This window comes from Ferrigenium straubiae, assembly GCF_051257895.1.
Taxonomy (GTDB): domain Bacteria; phylum Pseudomonadota; class Gammaproteobacteria; order Burkholderiales; family Gallionellaceae; genus Gallionella; species Gallionella straubiae.
Map to the genome: position 1 here is coordinate 1,858,213 of NZ_CP194331.1, position 15,480 is coordinate 1,873,692.

The following is a 15,480-nucleotide window of genomic DNA, read 5'->3' on the forward strand; positions in this document are numbered from 1 at the left end:
GCACAACCCGGGTCAGATTTACATGCATTTCAACAGTGGGTCAAATTTGGCTGCAAACTATTGTCGGAACTGGGTCAGTTTTGGGTGCAATTCAACACGATACCATTCAGCTGTGGCTCGCAAACCCTGCTCCAGTGTATAAGGCGGGACCCATTCCAAATCGTGGCGTATCTTATCGTCATTCAGCCGCAACGAACTTGATAATCGCTCAATCTGACCCGAGTACCCAGTCAGTTTCCCCAGTATCTTTAGCAGCTTAATAGGAAATCGAATAAGCCACGGTGTGCAACCCATCTCCCTTCCCAATTGACGTAACAAATTGGGGGTTGATATCGCCTCGCCGTCACGCACCAAATATGTTTTTCCTGCTGCGTCCGAGTGCTTTGCGCACACAAGCATAGCACTAACCAGATTTCCCACATAAATAAAATCGCGTAGATTATTTATCGAAGCAAGGGGCAGCGGCAACCCTAAGGCTTTGATCATCAGCCCAAAGTTACCAGGTGCTCCACCGCCATAAACCAAAGGTGGGCGAATAATCACAATTTCCAAACCTGTCTCTTGCATCACGCGATACAGTGCTTTCTCTGCCTCCCACTTCGAAATAGCATACCCGTCATGTGGTGCTGGAACATCCAACTCTGAAAATTGGTAATTTGCAGATGTTTGAGTACCATTTACCCCGATTGAACTCACAAAAACCAACCGCTTCACACCTCTTGCTGCTGCGCAACGTGCCAAATGCTCCGCCCCTGCCACATTAATACGCCAGAACTCGGCCATCACACCATCGGATATTTTCTGCATCACATGAACATGTGCCGCAAGATGAAAAACGACCTCTACACCATCCAACGCTTCCATCCAATCTGTAGTACCTGATATCTCGCCTACCTCTACCTGAGTAAATGTTCTGTTCGTGAATACGCTATCCGGCCTGTAACAACGGACAGCAGCGATAACCCAAACATCAGAATCAAGCAAACTCTGACACAGCGCCCGCCCGATAAAACCAGTTGCTCCGGTGACAAGAACTTTATGCAATTTTTCTGTCATTACGATGTACATCCGAAAACAAACGACGGTACTCCAATATAACTCCCTCGTTTATTTTTTTTGCATCAAATAACTGTTCGACCCGACATCTGGCAGCATTGCCCATGGCCCTGCAGCGCAGCAAATCCTTGAGTAAAGAAGATAACGCCTGTCCGAGCGCGGTTGAATCCCGTGGTGGCACCAGAATCCCTGTCTCTTCATTTACCACAGCATCGGATAAACCATATATATCTGTACCAACAGTAGGTATACCCATCGCTGCCGCCTCGATCACTACAGTTCCAAACCCCTCGCGGTAACTAGGCAAACACAGAATATCCGCAATAGCCATATACACCTCTGGCTGGCCGGTATATCCGACCAGATGGGTATCAGGAAGGGCATCAATATCAGTACGCGTAATCTCCCCCCCCCCCCTCGTTCAGTATCAAAGGGGCCGACAAACACCAAATGCGCGCTACTACCCGTTTTTTTGATTTCCTGAAATGCAGCCAGCAACTCGCTCACACCTTTGTCTGCCGTAATGCGCCCCACGAACAATAGCACTGGCGCATCCAAGGGGATACCTAAGTTTCGTCTGACTTGAATACGATCCTGATCGGTGAATCTACCTGCATTAAAGCGCACAAGATCGACTCCAGCAATTGAACCCGCACCAATAACACTTACCCACTCCGGCAGCACGACATGCCGATCAACAAGAAATTGTCGCTGGCTTTGACTATCCGCATAGCAATGAGTGTTCAACCGAGCAACAAGGCTATCACTCAAGTGAGCCAGTACTCGCATAGGCCCTTGCAGATTTACCCAAGGCTGGCCGGTGAACGTATGCAATCGAACAGGCACGCCGGCGAGTATGCCAGCAATTGCCGTCAGCAAGCCCGCCTTGGGATTTGTTGAATGAACAATGTCAAAGTGCTCTCGCCTGAATAGCCTAAACAGCATCCAAAGCGCCCGGATGTCCTTGATAACGGAAATCGATCGTGCGATTTCAATGGTAATGATGCGGGGAGGTGATGCACCCAATCTTAGCTTTTCCAACTCAGGTCCATCACTGGATATCACTGTAACTTCGATACCACTGCATACAATTGCATCCAACTGTGCAGGAAGCTGGGAAGCCACAAAGTATGGCGAGGCAGAAACACGGGCTAGCTTCATCTTTGTTGGCATATTCTCAAAATCATTTGTTTTCGATAGCTTATCGCCACGATGCTCCGCTTATTGGCGATATGATCACTTATTACCTCCTCTAATAGCAAAAGGGTGCGAACGCTTCATGCCATCAAGTGCCCAAAGTATCAGCAGAACCAAAATCAATGAGAACAAAGATCTCTGCAGCCCAACCAGCCAATCATCTAACCCCATAGCAGAATAAAACGAAAATATATTCAGCAGAATCCACGCTGAAAAATAGGGCACCAACCCACCTTTGAACTTTTTGGATATGGCCATATACATCGACAGCAGAATAAAACCGGCCACGAACAAAGCAAACAATCCCATGCCCCATCCAAACATGCAGTACGCTACCCCCCATGAGGTCCATATGAAACTTTCGTAATACCCTGCTTTCAATAATTCAGCATCCCGTAATTTATAAACAAAAGGCCATAGAAGTGCGGTATTAAACGGCGCATCAGCAAAAACCACCCCGGGGAGAATTATGTTCGTTGCGCTTTTCAATGCATAAGGCAAGTTAATATTTCGTAACGCCATCTCCGGATCTGCCCCCAATACAACGGTCATGACTGCCGTATCAAAACCTGCTCCTAGCCGACTCAATATCGACCCTCCTATAGCACTTCCGGCAGAGCCTTGTTCACCAGCCGTTTCCGGCGGCTTAGTCAATGGCTTAGTCAATGGCTTAGTCAATGGCTTAGTCAATGGGCGATTTTCCGTTACAAAACCGTCGCGCTCGGCAAGCATAGCCGTTCTAGCTGCTGTAGCAATAGGAAAAGAAACTACACTTAATGCCGCAATAGTGAGAAAAAAAACAAAATAATTTCGTAGCCGTTCGCGAAAATTCCCGTAGAGAACGAGCATCGCTATCAACACCAATTGAAAAATTGCGACTCCCCCAGAACGTGAGCCAAGCATGACCATTACTATCATGAAAGCGGCAGCAAACAAAAGGATGGGCATATTGGTTTTACTACCACGCCCTCTTGCAGCCAGCATTGAGATCATAACAATTAAAAATGCATGCATACTGACAAACAGAACCGTAACCACTCCTACAAACTTATGCTCGACACCATAATACATTTTCGATAGCACACTATTGCCAAGCCATAACGCTATGTAGAGCTGAACCACGCAAACAACAGTAAAGGCGAGGGCCAAATGGCTAGCTGGGTAAGTTTTTGTTGCAACGCCAACAACGCTCCATTTATTCAAGTGTTTTTTGAGGGCCATATATGCCAAAAAGAAGCCTGCGCAAAGTGCTGCAGTGCCCAGCACAATATAGACATACCCCAAATTTATCTGTTGCACTGTCAAGAATACGGTTAGCGGAAAACGCACTCTATCCGGGAAAAACAAGAATGAAAGAACACGTGGGAAAATGAAAATCAGAAAAAACACCACCAACAACGCATACGCAGGAAACAAGACCTCCTCACTCTTGAGCAACACGGATAGTAACAGTCCACAAGCAGTCAGCGTGACCAGAAGGGTTGTCATGTCATATAGTGCTCGCGGCCCGAGCAATACATAACCGACGATACTAATAATGGCAACCGTGCCCAGCGCCGCCATTAACACCGATTTAAATGCAAACTCCTCATCCAAAACCCCAAGGTTCATTTTACCGAACTGAATCCTCAAAAAGTTCATCATCCTTTTTTGTCACCCCCTTATTCGCTTCACATATCCATCTAGGCTAGCATGCAACTTGGAAGCATCTATTACAAGAGCAACAATGGGAGCCCATAGCAATGAAGATGTCTGCCCATCCCACCATTTTCTTTGCTTGCTACGCCGAACTGGATCAACCATACCGCGCAAAACCACATAAACCAATACACTCCAGGCCGCTATCTGCAGCGATATGGACAGCATAATCAGCCATCCAACAACAACAACCAGTTGCAATAAATCGTACTTGACGCCGATTCCCGCTTTGATGACATGGCTCTTGTACAGATACCACTTTCTGGCAATGGCAGGGATTGAATCTGGGAAAACGCGGTAATGAACCCGCGCCTGTAAACACACCACCTTGGGGCCAGACCAGGATTCCAGCAAGGCCATCCACTTGACGTCCTCGGCCGCACGAAGCTGTTCCTCGAACATCCCCGTTTTTAGAAAGGCGCTGCGTTGGAAGAGAGACGCAGGCAATACGGGGTGTTCGCTCCCCAGTCCATAACTGAGCGCACAGGCTGCCTTGGCGATCGCACCCTCTGCGAAGAAATCGCACAAGCCAAAAACGGCTGGCGCGCCCGTTTGGCCTGCACAAGCCAACAGCCGTTCCAGCCAGTCGGGCTCCGGGTAGATGCCACAATCGATGAAGGCGATCCACTCGCAGGTGGTGATACCAACCCCAATGTTGCGGTTGTGCCCTGGATATCCGCCTGGATTCACTTCGACCCGACAAGCGCCATCCGGCCAACCCTGCTCCTGCCACCAGGCGGAGATGACGCTCAGGCTGGCATCGGTCGAACCGGCGTCGACAAAGACGATCTCATCCGGGAGCCGGGTCTGGCCCTGTATTGCGCTCAGCAACGGCGGCAAGGTGGCCGCCTCGTTCAGTATCGGGATGACGAGCGCGACGCGTTCACCTGACTGCGGCTCACTCATTGCTTGCCCTCATGACTCAAAAAAGCACCTCCCAGCAGGTAGTACGCTATTTTTGCGCTCTCCAGCAGAACATTGCGCGCAGCCCCCTGGTCGTTCCACCATTGCTCCGGGAACTTCTCATAGACGTTGCCGACGACGTGCAATTCCGCAGGCACATCGCCCAATATCTTGCGAAAGATCATGCCTGTGCGGCGTACATGGTATGGCGAAGTAACGACCATTATCCGCAGCGATTTGCCTGAGATCTCGTCGCGCACGGCCAGCGCCTCTTCGAAAGTGCTGCGCGCACCCGTCCCGATGACACGAATATGCTCAAGCGGGACACCCTTGCGCTGCAATACCTGGATATTGATGTCTTCCTCTGCGGGCAAATTCATCCCCAGATCATCCAGCATGCGCTGCCCAGCCTCCCGCTCCGGACTGCTCACCAGAACCAGCGGAGCAAAGTTCTGACGATACAGGTCCGCAGCATAGAAAGCGCGCTCCACCGAACCGGCCAGCACCACGATGACATCGGACTTTGCGGGCGCTTCCGGATCCCGCAACCATGCCGCCGCGCCCGCCAAGAAACTCACCACTAGCGCGAGCAGCAGCAGATGGATGGCCGCAATAACGAGCAGGCAACGCTTCATGGCACTCTCATACCCACAGGTTGTGGCTGCAGTCGACCATACCAATCCCAGCAACCAGCCAGTTTCCTCCTGAGGGAACGTTCGCCGTCCTGAGCGAATATCGTGGTGCGCGCCAGCAGCAAGGGATCGCAAGTTGAACGGTTGATGCCGATATGACTGCATCCTGCATGATCGTATCCGGCAGCCTCGACCGCATCGCGTACGCGCCGATCTACCGAACCATGGGGATAGGACATCGTCGTCACCGCACGCCCCGTCAGATCCTCCAGATAGGCCCTGCTATCAGCCAGTTCTCTGGCGAGAGAATGATCATCGCAGCCTGCGAGCGGCACGTGCGTATCCCCATGGGCACCGATAGTCGCACCCGGCAGCGCTGCCAGTTCGCGGACTTCCTCCGGTGACAGGAAGTCCGGATGCCGGTCTCGTACGAATCGAGTCGCCACAAATACCGCGAACGGCATGCCGCGCGCCAGCAGAATGGGCGCCGCAACCCGCAAATTATCCCGGTAGCCGTCATCAAAGGTGATGGCCACTTTCGCACTGTCCGCCTCACAGGCGGCCTGGGTGACAGGGGACACGGTGAGCCCGGCGGTCTGGTTCAATATCTCCATATGCCGTGCGAAACGTTCGGCAGTGATGTTGTAATAGCCGAGATGGTCATTGTCAGCCCGACCGCCCACTGCGTGGTACATCAATATGCGCAGGCCATTCTGGGGCACGCGGCAAGCCCCGCTCAATGCGACCAACTCGGTGAGGAATCGATGACCGAACTGAGCCAGGCTCAAACCCGCCCCCCGCGCTTCCGTATTGCGAAATTAAGCGCCGATTGGATCAATCTGGAACTCGCGGATTCCCATTCGCCGACATATTCGGTTATTTGACCGCCGAAGCCGCATTTGAAATGATTCACGCCACTCGCAGATTTATTGACCGGGTCGATTCCGCCAAAATCAAAACAGGATATCCCACGCTCGCGCAATCGCTGAATCAATTGTTCGACCATCGCATAGGCCGCGCTGACATCCCGTCCTTTCTCGCCTGTCGATGCCACCATATAGAACGCCTTCTTTCCAAAGAGCAGAACCAGGCAAGAAGTCAGCGGTGTCTCGTTCAAGCACCCATTGACTATCAGGACATGGTCGCCCAATGCGTTCCTCATACGCTCAAGCTCTTCATAACTCGTCGCAATCGATCCAAGTTGTTTGGCCTGAACCATCTCGCGATGGAGCGCCGCCAGCTCACGCAATTGCTGGTCGCCATTACCGACCGACCAGCTGATACCGGCTTCGGCAGCCTTCTTCGTATAGTAACGATGCTTGGACGTCATCTGCTTCCGGAATGCCGCCTCATCCAGCGAACCCAGATCCATCCGGATACTGAAACCGCTGTTGAGCCTAGCGGCCGGCCTGTGACATACCTTGCTGATATCGTAGACCAGCGCTGAATCATGGGGCGAATGGCTCTGAAAACGGATCAGTGCGCGCGGATGGCTTTTATCCAGCACCTCCAGCAACTCCCGCAACAACTCGCTCGCCTGGATCTGACTCTTGCTTGGGAAGACCAACGCCGGACCGCCAGCAGCCCATAACAACCCGATACCCAACGGCAATCTCTTCAGGAGGAACTGGGCCATTCCCTGAACGCGCCCATCCTTATCCCGACACCAGTAGCGCAGGGGCTCCCATCCCGCAGCTCTCTTATATTCCCCCCAGCCATGGGACTGAAAAACCGTATGGTCATCGGCCAGTGCCAGATTCTCATCCCACTGCGCCGCCGCAACTATCTCAGAACAACATTCCCAACCAGACATATAAATGAACCATCAAGATACTAAAGTTGAATTATCAGCCGTATCACCTGACCATGATGTAGACATATCGCTGTTTTTTCCCCAAGGCAAAACTTATCATCCCCTGCATCATGACCAAGAATCCATTAAGCGACTGTTTATAACAAACTTTGCCGAGACGCCTAAAAATAGCATCGTGTATGAGCACTCGTCTCTCGACAACCGAATAACCCTCATTCAACAATCGACTTCTAGCCGCAATCCAATTGGTACAAATACCTTTGCTCAAGCACACCATTGAAAGAACGACCGCTCCTCCAGGTTTTAGTTTGGACAGATAACCCTTGAGGCAATTGATCTGAAAATCGAGGTCATTCGTTCTCGTAAAGGGATAGAACTCTCGCCCATGAATCACATCTATCGAATCACCCGTGATATTGGACAACTCATCTGCAGGCTGGCATAGAAAGTAACATTTCGGGTAGTCCCTGCGCGCGACGTCGACCCCGGTTTCTGAAATATCAATCCCTGTTACTTTTTCCACACCAGAGACGTTCCGAATATGTTCAGGGATGATCCCAATTGCGCAACCCAGATCCATGACGTTCCCTCGGAATCCCACCCCCAACATTCCCATGAGCGCATTAACGTTTGTGACGTACTCGGATGCCAGAACATCTTCGGATACTGCATGGTGCTTGATTAGATCCCGGTTGGCACCTGTCTTATATGCGTAGTATGCCGAATAATCGTTTTCGGAACTCAATTCTCCAGCCTGTGCACGCTTTATAGCCTCTTCCTCGGTTTTTTTGAGCTCCTCTGGCCTTGCCCAAGCCGCATCTTCCATAGTCATATTACTCTCCCTCATTGTCAGAATCCCGGTTGCCAAGTCCGAACCCTCGGCGAGGGCGTAATTATCTGGGGTATCCTAGAATCACCAAATAAAGTTAATCACCCAGACGTCTTGGTACCGTTCGACCGATTTTTTCTGGATTTCCAACGGCAATTCCGGCCAAAGATAACAGTCCAGATATTGCTTCCTTAATGCTCGCCTTATAGCCTCGATTCGCTCCGGTGGCGCACGAAAGGGGAAACAGTAAGGAACAACATGTTCCGGCAGACGTGGAAAGACCGGGATCCCGCCATAATCACCCACAAGCTCTTGAGACCCGAGATACAGGCGTCTTCGTCTTGAAATCTCACCCTCCACATCCAGTGATTTCAAGGCTTGCAGTAAGCTCGCATCCGGTTCAGGCCGCCCCGGCAACTCTAACTCTTCCTCGACTCCCGACCTTACATAATCGCTGCCTGTACGCAACTTGCGGACCCCCCTGTCCAGACTGATCAATGCATATAACAGCCCGGCCATATTCCATCGGGGCAACTGCCTCAGGAATCCCTTTATTCGGAAGATCCGAGATCTTGCATAGTGCACAAAAGGCAGCTGCGCTTTAAGGGTGCTGACTGTGTCAGGTTGGTTGACTACGAGCCCGCTGCCATTTACGAGCGGCATGGACTTCCTGAAGCTGAAAATACCCACGCATCCGCGCATCCCAAGATATTCACCACCTTCATCCTGACTCAGAAAGCCGTGCGCATTATCCTCGATCAATACCGCGCCACTCTTGTAGCAATAAGCTGCGAATGGCGCCAGTGCCTGAGGAAAGCCAAAATAATTGATTGCAAGGACTGCTCGCGCTTTCGGCAAAACCTCCGGGGGAACAGCGAGTTCCATATTCAGCCCCACAGGATAGTACTCCACCCTCGCCCCACAGGCATTCACAGCGGACAGCGTTTCGCCGCATATATATTCGGGAAGAAGCACCACATCATCTTTTCTGACGCCGGCCAGAATCAATGCTTCAAAGAGCGCATGTCGTCCGTAGGCAAAGAACCTGAAATCCCTGCCTCGCAGCGGAGGAGGTAATTCACCCGGCTGAGGCAGGGGGCGACACCCGCCATACAGGAGTCCGGCCAGCTTCTTCACCTCCTCATCACCTTGGGTCAACTAACCCCACGTGGCTTGAGAAATCCCAGTAGCCCTATCAAAGCTGCGGCATACTGTTTCGGTATGAACGGATATCTCAGCCACGACCGGAGAAGCAGCTTCATTCCACTGACATGATCGCCCTCGGCCTGCATCCCTCGCGCCGCCGTATAGTAAGCAAGGGCAAAGCGTCTTTGCATCTTCAGACGCGTCGCTATGCCATCATCGCGGATCTCTGAAAAATGCTTCCGAAGCACCGCCAGTTCGGCGCCGAGATTGCGCATTACCGCCTTGCTTTGATTCCCGCCATGCAAACGGTACTCACCCAGGACCTCCTCAATCAGCACAAAGGAACAACCTTTTTTTGCCAGGCGCAGCCAAAGCTCATAATCCTCCGCCGTGACCATCTGCGAATCCTCACTGAAACCTCCTGCTTTATCCAGAGCCGATTTCCGCACGACGATAGCCGAAGTCGACAGGCAATTCCCGTCATAGAGCAGGGAAAGATAGCATGTCCTCAATTGCGGACCATACATCACGACACGTGGCGGCGCATTTTCCTTTACCCAAGCCTCGGCATGGCACACGACATCCACCTGATCGCCTATTACATCCATACATCGTTGCAGCTTCTCGCGATACCAGACATCATCCGAATCCAGAAAGGCAATCGTCTTGCCGGTCGCCAGACCTATGCCATGATTTCTTGATGCCGCAATCACGCCATGATTGCGAAAGTTGACCAGCCTGATTCGCGGGTCATTGAACGAAGCAACAATTTGAACCGTATCATCTTCAGAATAGTTGTTGACGACCACTGCCTCCCAGTCCGCAAAGGTCTGATTGATGACGGACTGAAGGGCCGCCCTCAGGAACTGTGCATGATTGTATGTCGGGATGATTACCGAGACTGCCGGACTGATCATGTCAGCCCTTCTGCCCGAAAGAGCGCTGACACAGCCGGAGAGTCGCCTCTATCTCTTCGTCAATGTTGGCCAACAGGTAAAAGCCCGTTCCTTTTAACCTATCCATCCGATAGTCAAGCGACAACACCTGCTCATCGGCAGAGCTTGGCGGCTTATGTATTTCCGGCCTGAAGCCCAGAACAGCCTCACACCGTTCCGCAACCTTTTCCGCCACATCGATGATGCGCAAGGGGGCCTCTCCGCCAAGATTAAACAGGCCATCGCCACAAGCTTCCGGCGCGAGATCCAACAGATGCAAAACTGCTCTGCCGACATCTGTCAGGGTGATGAAATCCCGATATTGGAGGCCGGATGAGCGAAGCACCAATTTTTTCGCCGTCACAGCCTGCCGACAGAGATCGTTGGCCAGGAGCGACCAGCGATTGACTTCCGCCCGCTCGGGAGCGCCAAACCCATTGGAAAGGCGAACCACGATTCCATCGATCTCGTTCTTATCCCGCGCAGCAAGAACAAAATCTTCTGCGGTCCGGTGCGTGATCGCATAGGGATGTTGTGGGCGCGGCAGACTCTCCTCGGTCAATCGACCTGCCAGTGGGCTGCCGTAAACATGTGCCGTTGAAAAATAGATGAAGCGCTCGACCCCAGCTCTGATAGCGGCGCGCAGCAACTTCAGCGACCCTAGTCCGTTTATCATAAGGGCTTGCTCCGGGTCGGCCGCACTGTCGATTTCATTCAAAGCGGCCAGATGAATCACGCACTTCACCCCGCGGCAAGCCGCTGCAAGTGATGCCTCATCCAGCAAGTCCAATGAAACGATCTCACCCCGACCCAGCCATTCTGGCTTCGGCTGCGACGCATCACGCGTCCCTATCCTGAGGTGGTAATCCGACGCCTCGAGCAGATGGTGGGATATACGCCCGCCGACATACCCCAGTCCCCCGGTAAGCAGAACCACGTCGCTCATCGGTGCTTGATCTCCCATCGATATGGAATTGCCGGATCGAACGGATCCATGCGCTCGATCTCATCGGCTCGATGAGGAATGGACGTACAGTTTGCGACAATGGCCATTTCCTGCCCGATCCCCTTGAAACCATTCCAAACCAGAGGCGGCACCGTAACCAGGCAATAGTTATCCGGCCCCATAAATATCTCCTGAAGCTCACCTCGCGTAGGGCTGTTCGCACGATCATCATAAAGTACAAATTTTATGTTGCCGTGCGGCACGGCATAGTTCAGCACCATTTCTTTGTGGATATGCCATCCTTTTATGGCGCCGGGATGCACGCAGGAGAAATAGATCTCCCCGAACCCATGAAAATCCGCGGCATCACCACGCATCATGTGCATGATCTTTCCACGTTCATCCAGGATTTGTTTCAAGGGAGTAATTTTCACGCCTTCGATCATTTCGACTCCATGTATGCCAATATTTGTCTGCTAGAGATGTCAAATGCGTTGCCGCCTTTATGCACATCACGATACCAATCCACTGTTTCGGCAATCGCACGCTCCACTCCCCACTTCGGGTGCCACTTCATCAACTGATGCGCCTTATCGCAGTTCAAATGAAGCAACCGCGCCTCATGAGGTGCGCTGGTCTGCGGAGCGAACTCGACTCGTCCACTCCCCCATGCTGTGACGATCAACTGCGCCAAGTCACCCACTGTACGAATGGATTGCGTATCTGGGCCGAAATTCCAAGCACCCCTGAAAACTTCAGGGCGCTCGAGCAAATTGACCGCGGCCAGCAGATAGCCGGACAGGGGCTCCAACACATGCTGCCAAGGGCGCGTCGAATTCGGGTTGCGGAGATAAATCGGATCTCCCACCTTCAATGCGCGGACCGCATCCGGCACAATACGGTCGGCGGCCCAGTCGCCGCCGCCGATCACATTCCCTGCCCGCACAGTTGCCGCACCAAAATCTGATCGCGCGAAGAAGAACGAATCCTGATAGGAGGAAAACACCAGCTCTGCAGCAGCCTTGGATGCGCTGTATGGATCATGTCCGCCTAGCTCGTCGTTCTCGCGATAACCCCATATCCATTCGTTATTGCGATAGCACTTGTCTGAGGTCACGCAGACAAAAGCCCTGACCGAATCACATGACCTGACAGCCTCAAAAATATTGACCGACCCGGCAACATTCGTATCGAATGTGAGCTTGGGCTCCACATACGAATACCGCACCAACGGCTGCGCCGCCAGATGGAATACGACCTCCGGCTGAAAACGGTCAAAGACGGCCTGCACGGATGCAAGATCGCGGATATCGCCAGTAACGTGCTCGATTAGCTCTTCCATATTCAACAGATTGAAGTGAGCATCCTCTTGCTCCGGCGGAAGCGCATACCCCAAAACCTGCGCGCCCAGTTGATGCAGCCACAAGCACAACCAGGAGCCCTTGAAGCCGGTGTCCCCCGTCACAAGGACGCGACACCCCCGGAGTTTCTCCAGTGATCGGTTCACCACTTGATCCACGGAGCCTCACCCTTGCTTACGAGACCATTAAGGTACATATAATCCCGATAGGTATCCATCGGCTGCCAGAAACCATCGTGCGGATACATCACCATCTGTCCCTCCGACACCAATTTACGCATCGGTTCAAGCTCGAACACCAAATCCTCGCGGTCATTCAGATAATCGAATATTTCCTTCCGGCACACGAAAAAGCCGCCGGATATCCGCCCGCCTGTTGCCTGAGGCTTCTCGTTGAATTCCGTCACCACGCCCTCGGGAGAATGCATCAACTCGCCGAAGCGCCCGGGTGGACGCACCCCTGTCACTGTAAGGATGCGGCCATGATCGATATGGAATTTGATCAACGCATCAATATCCACATCCCCCACACCATCGCCATATGTCAGCATGAAATGCTTATCATCAGCGATATATTTGCGTATCTTCCGCACGCGCGCACCCGTCATGGCATCCTGCCCTGTGTCCGCCAGCGTCACACGCCAATCGGCCTCTTCATGATCGGTGTGATACTCGATCTCCCTTGCCCCGCCCAATGTGACCGAGAAGTCCCTCGTCTGGGATTCATAGTTGAGGAAAAAATCCTTGATAGCTTGGCCCTTATAGCCGAGACATAAAACGAATTCCTTTTGCCCTTTGCTTGCATAATATTTCATGATGTGCCAAAGAATCGGCAACCCGCCCACCGTGATCATCGGTTTGGGCATATTCTCGCTTACGTCACGAATGCGCGTTCCTTGTCCGCCACACAGAATTACTACTTTCATGTTCTTACTCATATAAATAGCGCTCCTTCTTAATAAGGAATCGGCATATCCCATCAATTATACTGTCGATTCGATCACAGGACACAACGAACCTGTCGGGCGCATCGGCTGCGCAACTCCGGCTCGTTAAGCCCTGCAAAAGCCAGGAGACTTGATCGCTCCGGCTGCCCCTTAAGGACAGGACATATCCGACATTTCGACAACACTGATTCCGCCCAAAAAGACAGGGAGCGCCTCCGGCTGAACGAATCGTTTCGAATAATAAGCGGCGACAAGACTCGCGTGACTCACCCCGGGGTCAGCCTGTCTGATTCGTATTGCCGCTCTGCATCCTCCCAATTGGAAATCCTTGAGCATATTCAACTGCAGGGGAAATCTACGGATAAATTCTTCCGGGGTGATCTCATTGAAACTTGAAAACCCAAGCCGTTTCTCCTCATTCCAGGCCGCCTTGAACATTCCAGCGTATTCGTAATAGTTATAGCTGATATCGAGAACCGGGAACTGATCATCCACAAAGATAACGTTGACCCGATCAACCTGCTCTGTCGGGAGTTTTTTCAGGTTCTCAATTATCGACGAGTCCTTGATCCATCGCACTTGCCATTCGATATAAATCATCGCACTCACAAGGACAAAGGTCGCCATGAGGAAGCCTGCAAAAGCACGCAGGACAACCGCTGACGTTCTGCTGAACGCCATGGATGCGAAGGCGCGCCCGAGCACCACGAGCATGAGCGCGACTGGGAGGCTGACCAGCAATGCATAACGCGTACCCGTTCCGCTATAGAAGGGGGCTTTCCCCACCAGGACATAAGGAAAAATGGCGCAGAGCATCATAAACAATGAATAAAAAGCCAGATTCCTCGTCTCAACCAAAGCAAAAATTCGCCATAGCAGCACAGGCATGCCTGCAATCATGAAACTTACAAGAAAGACATGGAATGCACTCCACTCTCTGACGGCTGAAGATTCACCGAACAACGCAGAAGGTATAACAACGTAGCGCAAGAGGGCAAAAACAAGGAACGTTCCCAGCAAAGCGAATCCGCCGATGCGTTTAAAACTCACCGGCATATTGGATGAACTGCTCCCTTCTTCCCGCAGCCATATCCTGCTCACGAACCATGTCACGACAATAAATATGCCAGTAAGCAGCACAACGGCTATCGGATATGCCTTACCCAACTTAACGGCGTGATAAAGCTGCATGAAAAACGAATTTTCTGCAAAACCCATCAAGCCATCGAGCCAGCGAACCGGCTCCAACAGCAGATGGTTGTAGCCCTCGTAGTTTCCAGATGGCTTCCAGAGGATATTCTTGAGTGCCCAATAAACGAACGGCAACAGAATGAAATCAGCATACCGCAGAGAAACTGCAATCCTACCCGTCAGATTTTTATTCTCCCACTCGCCCCGGCACTCCAGAAATAACAATACCAAAAAGGAAAAATATAGGACCAGCAATGAGTTATAAAAAAAACTGATGGCAAAAATTACCAATGCTAGTGTCCGCAACAGAAAACCAGCCCCCCTATCCATCCGGAGGGCCTGCAACGCAATATAGGCGGCCATCAAAAACAAGAAATAGCAGAATCTGGCCGAAAGCGCTATCTGGAGCACATAGGTCTGATATGCCGTAAAGCAACAAAACATAGCCCCGACAAAGAGACTCTCTCGCAAACTCAGAAAACGCACTCGCGAAGCCAGTAAATAAACCAACTGGCTCGACAACATGATACTGAGGAACGCCACTAAGTTATAAGAAAGCTTAGGGTTCGGAGTCTGCCATAGCACCGAGTGAAGATACCCAGCTACCGGATTACCCACCTCTCGGAAGAGGTCAACAAGCCCCGCCGCACCATTATTCAGGTACACCCCATGGAGCATCCAATCGTCCCAGTATATGCCGTCATTGAGCAACATCAATCCATGGCATACGAATACCAACATCACTAAAAGGAACAAATTACCAAAATGCTTGTGCATGGTTTTTAGAGGAGCAGACTCTGACAAAAAACCAGACGAATTTGAGATAG

General features: G+C 51.8%; 16 protein-coding genes. All 16 read right to left on the reverse strand.

Features of this window, described 5'->3' with window-relative positions:
* Positions 1–57: 57 nt before the first annotated feature.
* The gene (locus ACRRNM_RS08975) at positions 58–1,056 is read right to left on the reverse strand and encodes an NAD-dependent epimerase/dehydratase family protein (protein WP_435627886.1); all 999 of its coding nucleotides are present in this window, start codon (positions 1,054–1,056) and stop codon (positions 58–60) included.
* A complete protein-coding gene (locus tag ACRRNM_RS08980; protein ID WP_435627887.1) occupies positions 1,037–1,387 on the reverse strand; it encodes a glycosyltransferase in 351 nt (116 codons plus the stop codon). Before ACRRNM_RS08980 ends, ACRRNM_RS08975 begins: the two co-directional genes overlap by 20 nt.
* Entirely contained in the window at positions 1,330–2,229 is a 900-nt protein-coding gene (locus tag ACRRNM_RS08985; protein WP_435627888.1) for a glycosyltransferase, read from the reverse strand. Before ACRRNM_RS08985 ends, ACRRNM_RS08980 begins: the two co-directional genes overlap by 58 nt.
* 63 nt (positions 2,230–2,292) lie before the next feature.
* The gene (locus ACRRNM_RS08990; RefSeq protein WP_435627889.1) at positions 2,293–3,897 is read right to left on the reverse strand and encodes a hypothetical protein; all 1,605 of its coding nucleotides are present in this window, start codon (positions 3,895–3,897) and stop codon (positions 2,293–2,295) included.
* A 9-nt stretch (positions 3,898–3,906) separates the two neighbouring features.
* Positions 3,907–4,857: a glycosyltransferase family 2 protein gene (locus tag ACRRNM_RS08995; protein WP_435627890.1), complete on the reverse strand. Its 951-nt coding sequence runs from the start codon at positions 4,855–4,857 to the stop codon at positions 3,907–3,909.
* Positions 4,854–5,489, reverse strand: a complete 636-nt coding sequence (locus ACRRNM_RS09000; protein ID WP_435627891.1) for a YdcF family protein — start codon at positions 5,487–5,489, stop codon at positions 4,854–4,856. The genes ACRRNM_RS08995 and ACRRNM_RS09000 overlap by 4 nt, the downstream gene beginning before the upstream one ends.
* Positions 5,486–6,274 carry a polysaccharide deacetylase family protein gene (locus ACRRNM_RS09005; protein ID WP_435627892.1) on the reverse strand — a complete coding sequence of 263 codons (789 nt, stop codon included), beginning with the start codon at positions 6,272–6,274 and terminating at the stop codon, positions 5,486–5,488. The genes ACRRNM_RS09000 and ACRRNM_RS09005 overlap by 4 nt, the downstream gene beginning before the upstream one ends.
* Positions 6,271–7,299, reverse strand: a complete 1,029-nt coding sequence (locus ACRRNM_RS09010) for a lipid II:glycine glycyltransferase FemX (protein ID WP_435627893.1) — start codon at positions 7,297–7,299, stop codon at positions 6,271–6,273. Before ACRRNM_RS09010 ends, ACRRNM_RS09005 begins: the two co-directional genes overlap by 4 nt.
* A gap of 43 nt (positions 7,300–7,342) precedes the next feature.
* Positions 7,343–8,131 carry a class I SAM-dependent methyltransferase gene (locus tag ACRRNM_RS09015; protein WP_435627894.1) on the reverse strand — a complete coding sequence of 263 codons (789 nt, stop codon included), beginning with the start codon at positions 8,129–8,131 and terminating at the stop codon, positions 7,343–7,345.
* Between the two features lie 81 nt (positions 8,132–8,212).
* Positions 8,213–9,265, reverse strand: a complete 1,053-nt coding sequence (locus tag ACRRNM_RS09020; protein ID WP_435627895.1) for a DegT/DnrJ/EryC1/StrS family aminotransferase — start codon at positions 9,263–9,265, stop codon at positions 8,213–8,215.
* A 17-nt stretch (positions 9,266–9,282) separates the two neighbouring features.
* The gene (locus ACRRNM_RS09025) at positions 9,283–10,191 is read right to left on the reverse strand and encodes a glycosyltransferase family 2 protein (RefSeq protein WP_435627896.1); all 909 of its coding nucleotides are present in this window, start codon (positions 10,189–10,191) and stop codon (positions 9,283–9,285) included.
* Position 10,192: 1 nt separating this feature from the next.
* Entirely contained in the window at positions 10,193–11,155 is a 963-nt protein-coding gene (locus ACRRNM_RS09030; protein WP_435627897.1) for an NAD-dependent epimerase/dehydratase family protein, read from the reverse strand.
* On the reverse strand, positions 11,152–11,601 hold the full coding sequence (locus tag ACRRNM_RS09035; protein ID WP_435627898.1) for a dTDP-4-dehydrorhamnose 3,5-epimerase family protein: 450 nt from the start codon (positions 11,599–11,601) through the stop codon (positions 11,152–11,154). Before ACRRNM_RS09035 ends, ACRRNM_RS09030 begins: the two co-directional genes overlap by 4 nt.
* The gene (gene rfbG / locus ACRRNM_RS09040; protein ID WP_435627899.1) at positions 11,598–12,674 is read right to left on the reverse strand and encodes a CDP-glucose 4,6-dehydratase; all 1,077 of its coding nucleotides are present in this window, start codon (positions 12,672–12,674) and stop codon (positions 11,598–11,600) included. Before rfbG ends, ACRRNM_RS09035 begins: the two co-directional genes overlap by 4 nt.
* Positions 12,659–13,441 carry a glucose-1-phosphate cytidylyltransferase gene (gene rfbF, locus ACRRNM_RS09045; RefSeq protein ID WP_435627900.1) on the reverse strand — a complete coding sequence of 261 codons (783 nt, stop codon included), beginning with the start codon at positions 13,439–13,441 and terminating at the stop codon, positions 12,659–12,661. Before rfbF ends, rfbG begins: the two co-directional genes overlap by 16 nt.
* Positions 13,442–13,612: 171 nt before the next feature.
* A complete protein-coding gene (locus ACRRNM_RS09050; RefSeq protein ID WP_435627901.1) occupies positions 13,613–15,430 on the reverse strand; it encodes a hypothetical protein in 1,818 nt (605 codons plus the stop codon).
* Positions 15,431–15,480: the final 50 nt, after the last annotated feature.

Excerpts from the sequence above, each read along its gene's own strand:
- ACRRNM_RS08975 (WP_435627886.1), bottom strand. The coding sequence starts at position 1,056 with ATGACAGAAAAATTGCATAAAGTTCTTGTCACCGGAGCAACTGGTTTT.
- ACRRNM_RS08980 (WP_435627887.1), bottom strand. The coding sequence starts at position 1,387 with ATGGCTATTGCGGATATTCTGTGTTTGCCTAGTTACCGCGAGGGGTTT.
- ACRRNM_RS08985 (WP_435627888.1), bottom strand. The coding sequence starts at position 2,229 with ATGCCAACAAAGATGAAGCTAGCCCGTGTTTCTGCCTCGCCATACTTT.
- ACRRNM_RS08990 (WP_435627889.1), bottom strand. The coding sequence starts at position 3,897 with ATGATGAACTTTTTGAGGATTCAGTTCGGTAAAATGAACCTTGGGGTT.
- ACRRNM_RS08995 (WP_435627890.1), bottom strand. The coding sequence starts at position 4,857 with ATGAGTGAGCCGCAGTCAGGTGAACGCGTCGCGCTCGTCATCCCGATA.
- ACRRNM_RS09000 (WP_435627891.1), bottom strand. The coding sequence starts at position 5,489 with ATGAAGCGTTGCCTGCTCGTTATTGCGGCCATCCATCTGCTGCTGCTC.
- ACRRNM_RS09010 (WP_435627893.1), bottom strand. The coding sequence starts at position 7,299 with ATGTCTGGTTGGGAATGTTGTTCTGAGATAGTTGCGGCGGCGCAGTGG.
- ACRRNM_RS09015 (WP_435627894.1), bottom strand. The coding sequence starts at position 8,131 with ATGACTATGGAAGATGCGGCTTGGGCAAGGCCAGAGGAGCTCAAAAAA.
- ACRRNM_RS09025 (WP_435627896.1), bottom strand. The coding sequence starts at position 10,191 with ATGATCAGTCCGGCAGTCTCGGTAATCATCCCGACATACAATCATGCA.
- ACRRNM_RS09030 (WP_435627897.1), bottom strand. The coding sequence starts at position 11,155 with ATGAGCGACGTGGTTCTGCTTACCGGGGGACTGGGGTATGTCGGCGGG.
- ACRRNM_RS09035 (WP_435627898.1), bottom strand. The coding sequence starts at position 11,601 with ATGATCGAAGGCGTGAAAATTACTCCCTTGAAACAAATCCTGGATGAA.
- rfbF (WP_435627900.1), bottom strand. The coding sequence starts at position 13,441 with ATGAAAGTAGTAATTCTGTGTGGCGGACAAGGAACGCGCATTCGTGAC.
- ACRRNM_RS09050 (WP_435627901.1), bottom strand. The coding sequence starts at position 15,430 with ATGCACAAGCATTTTGGTAATTTGTTCCTTTTAGTGATGTTGGTATTC.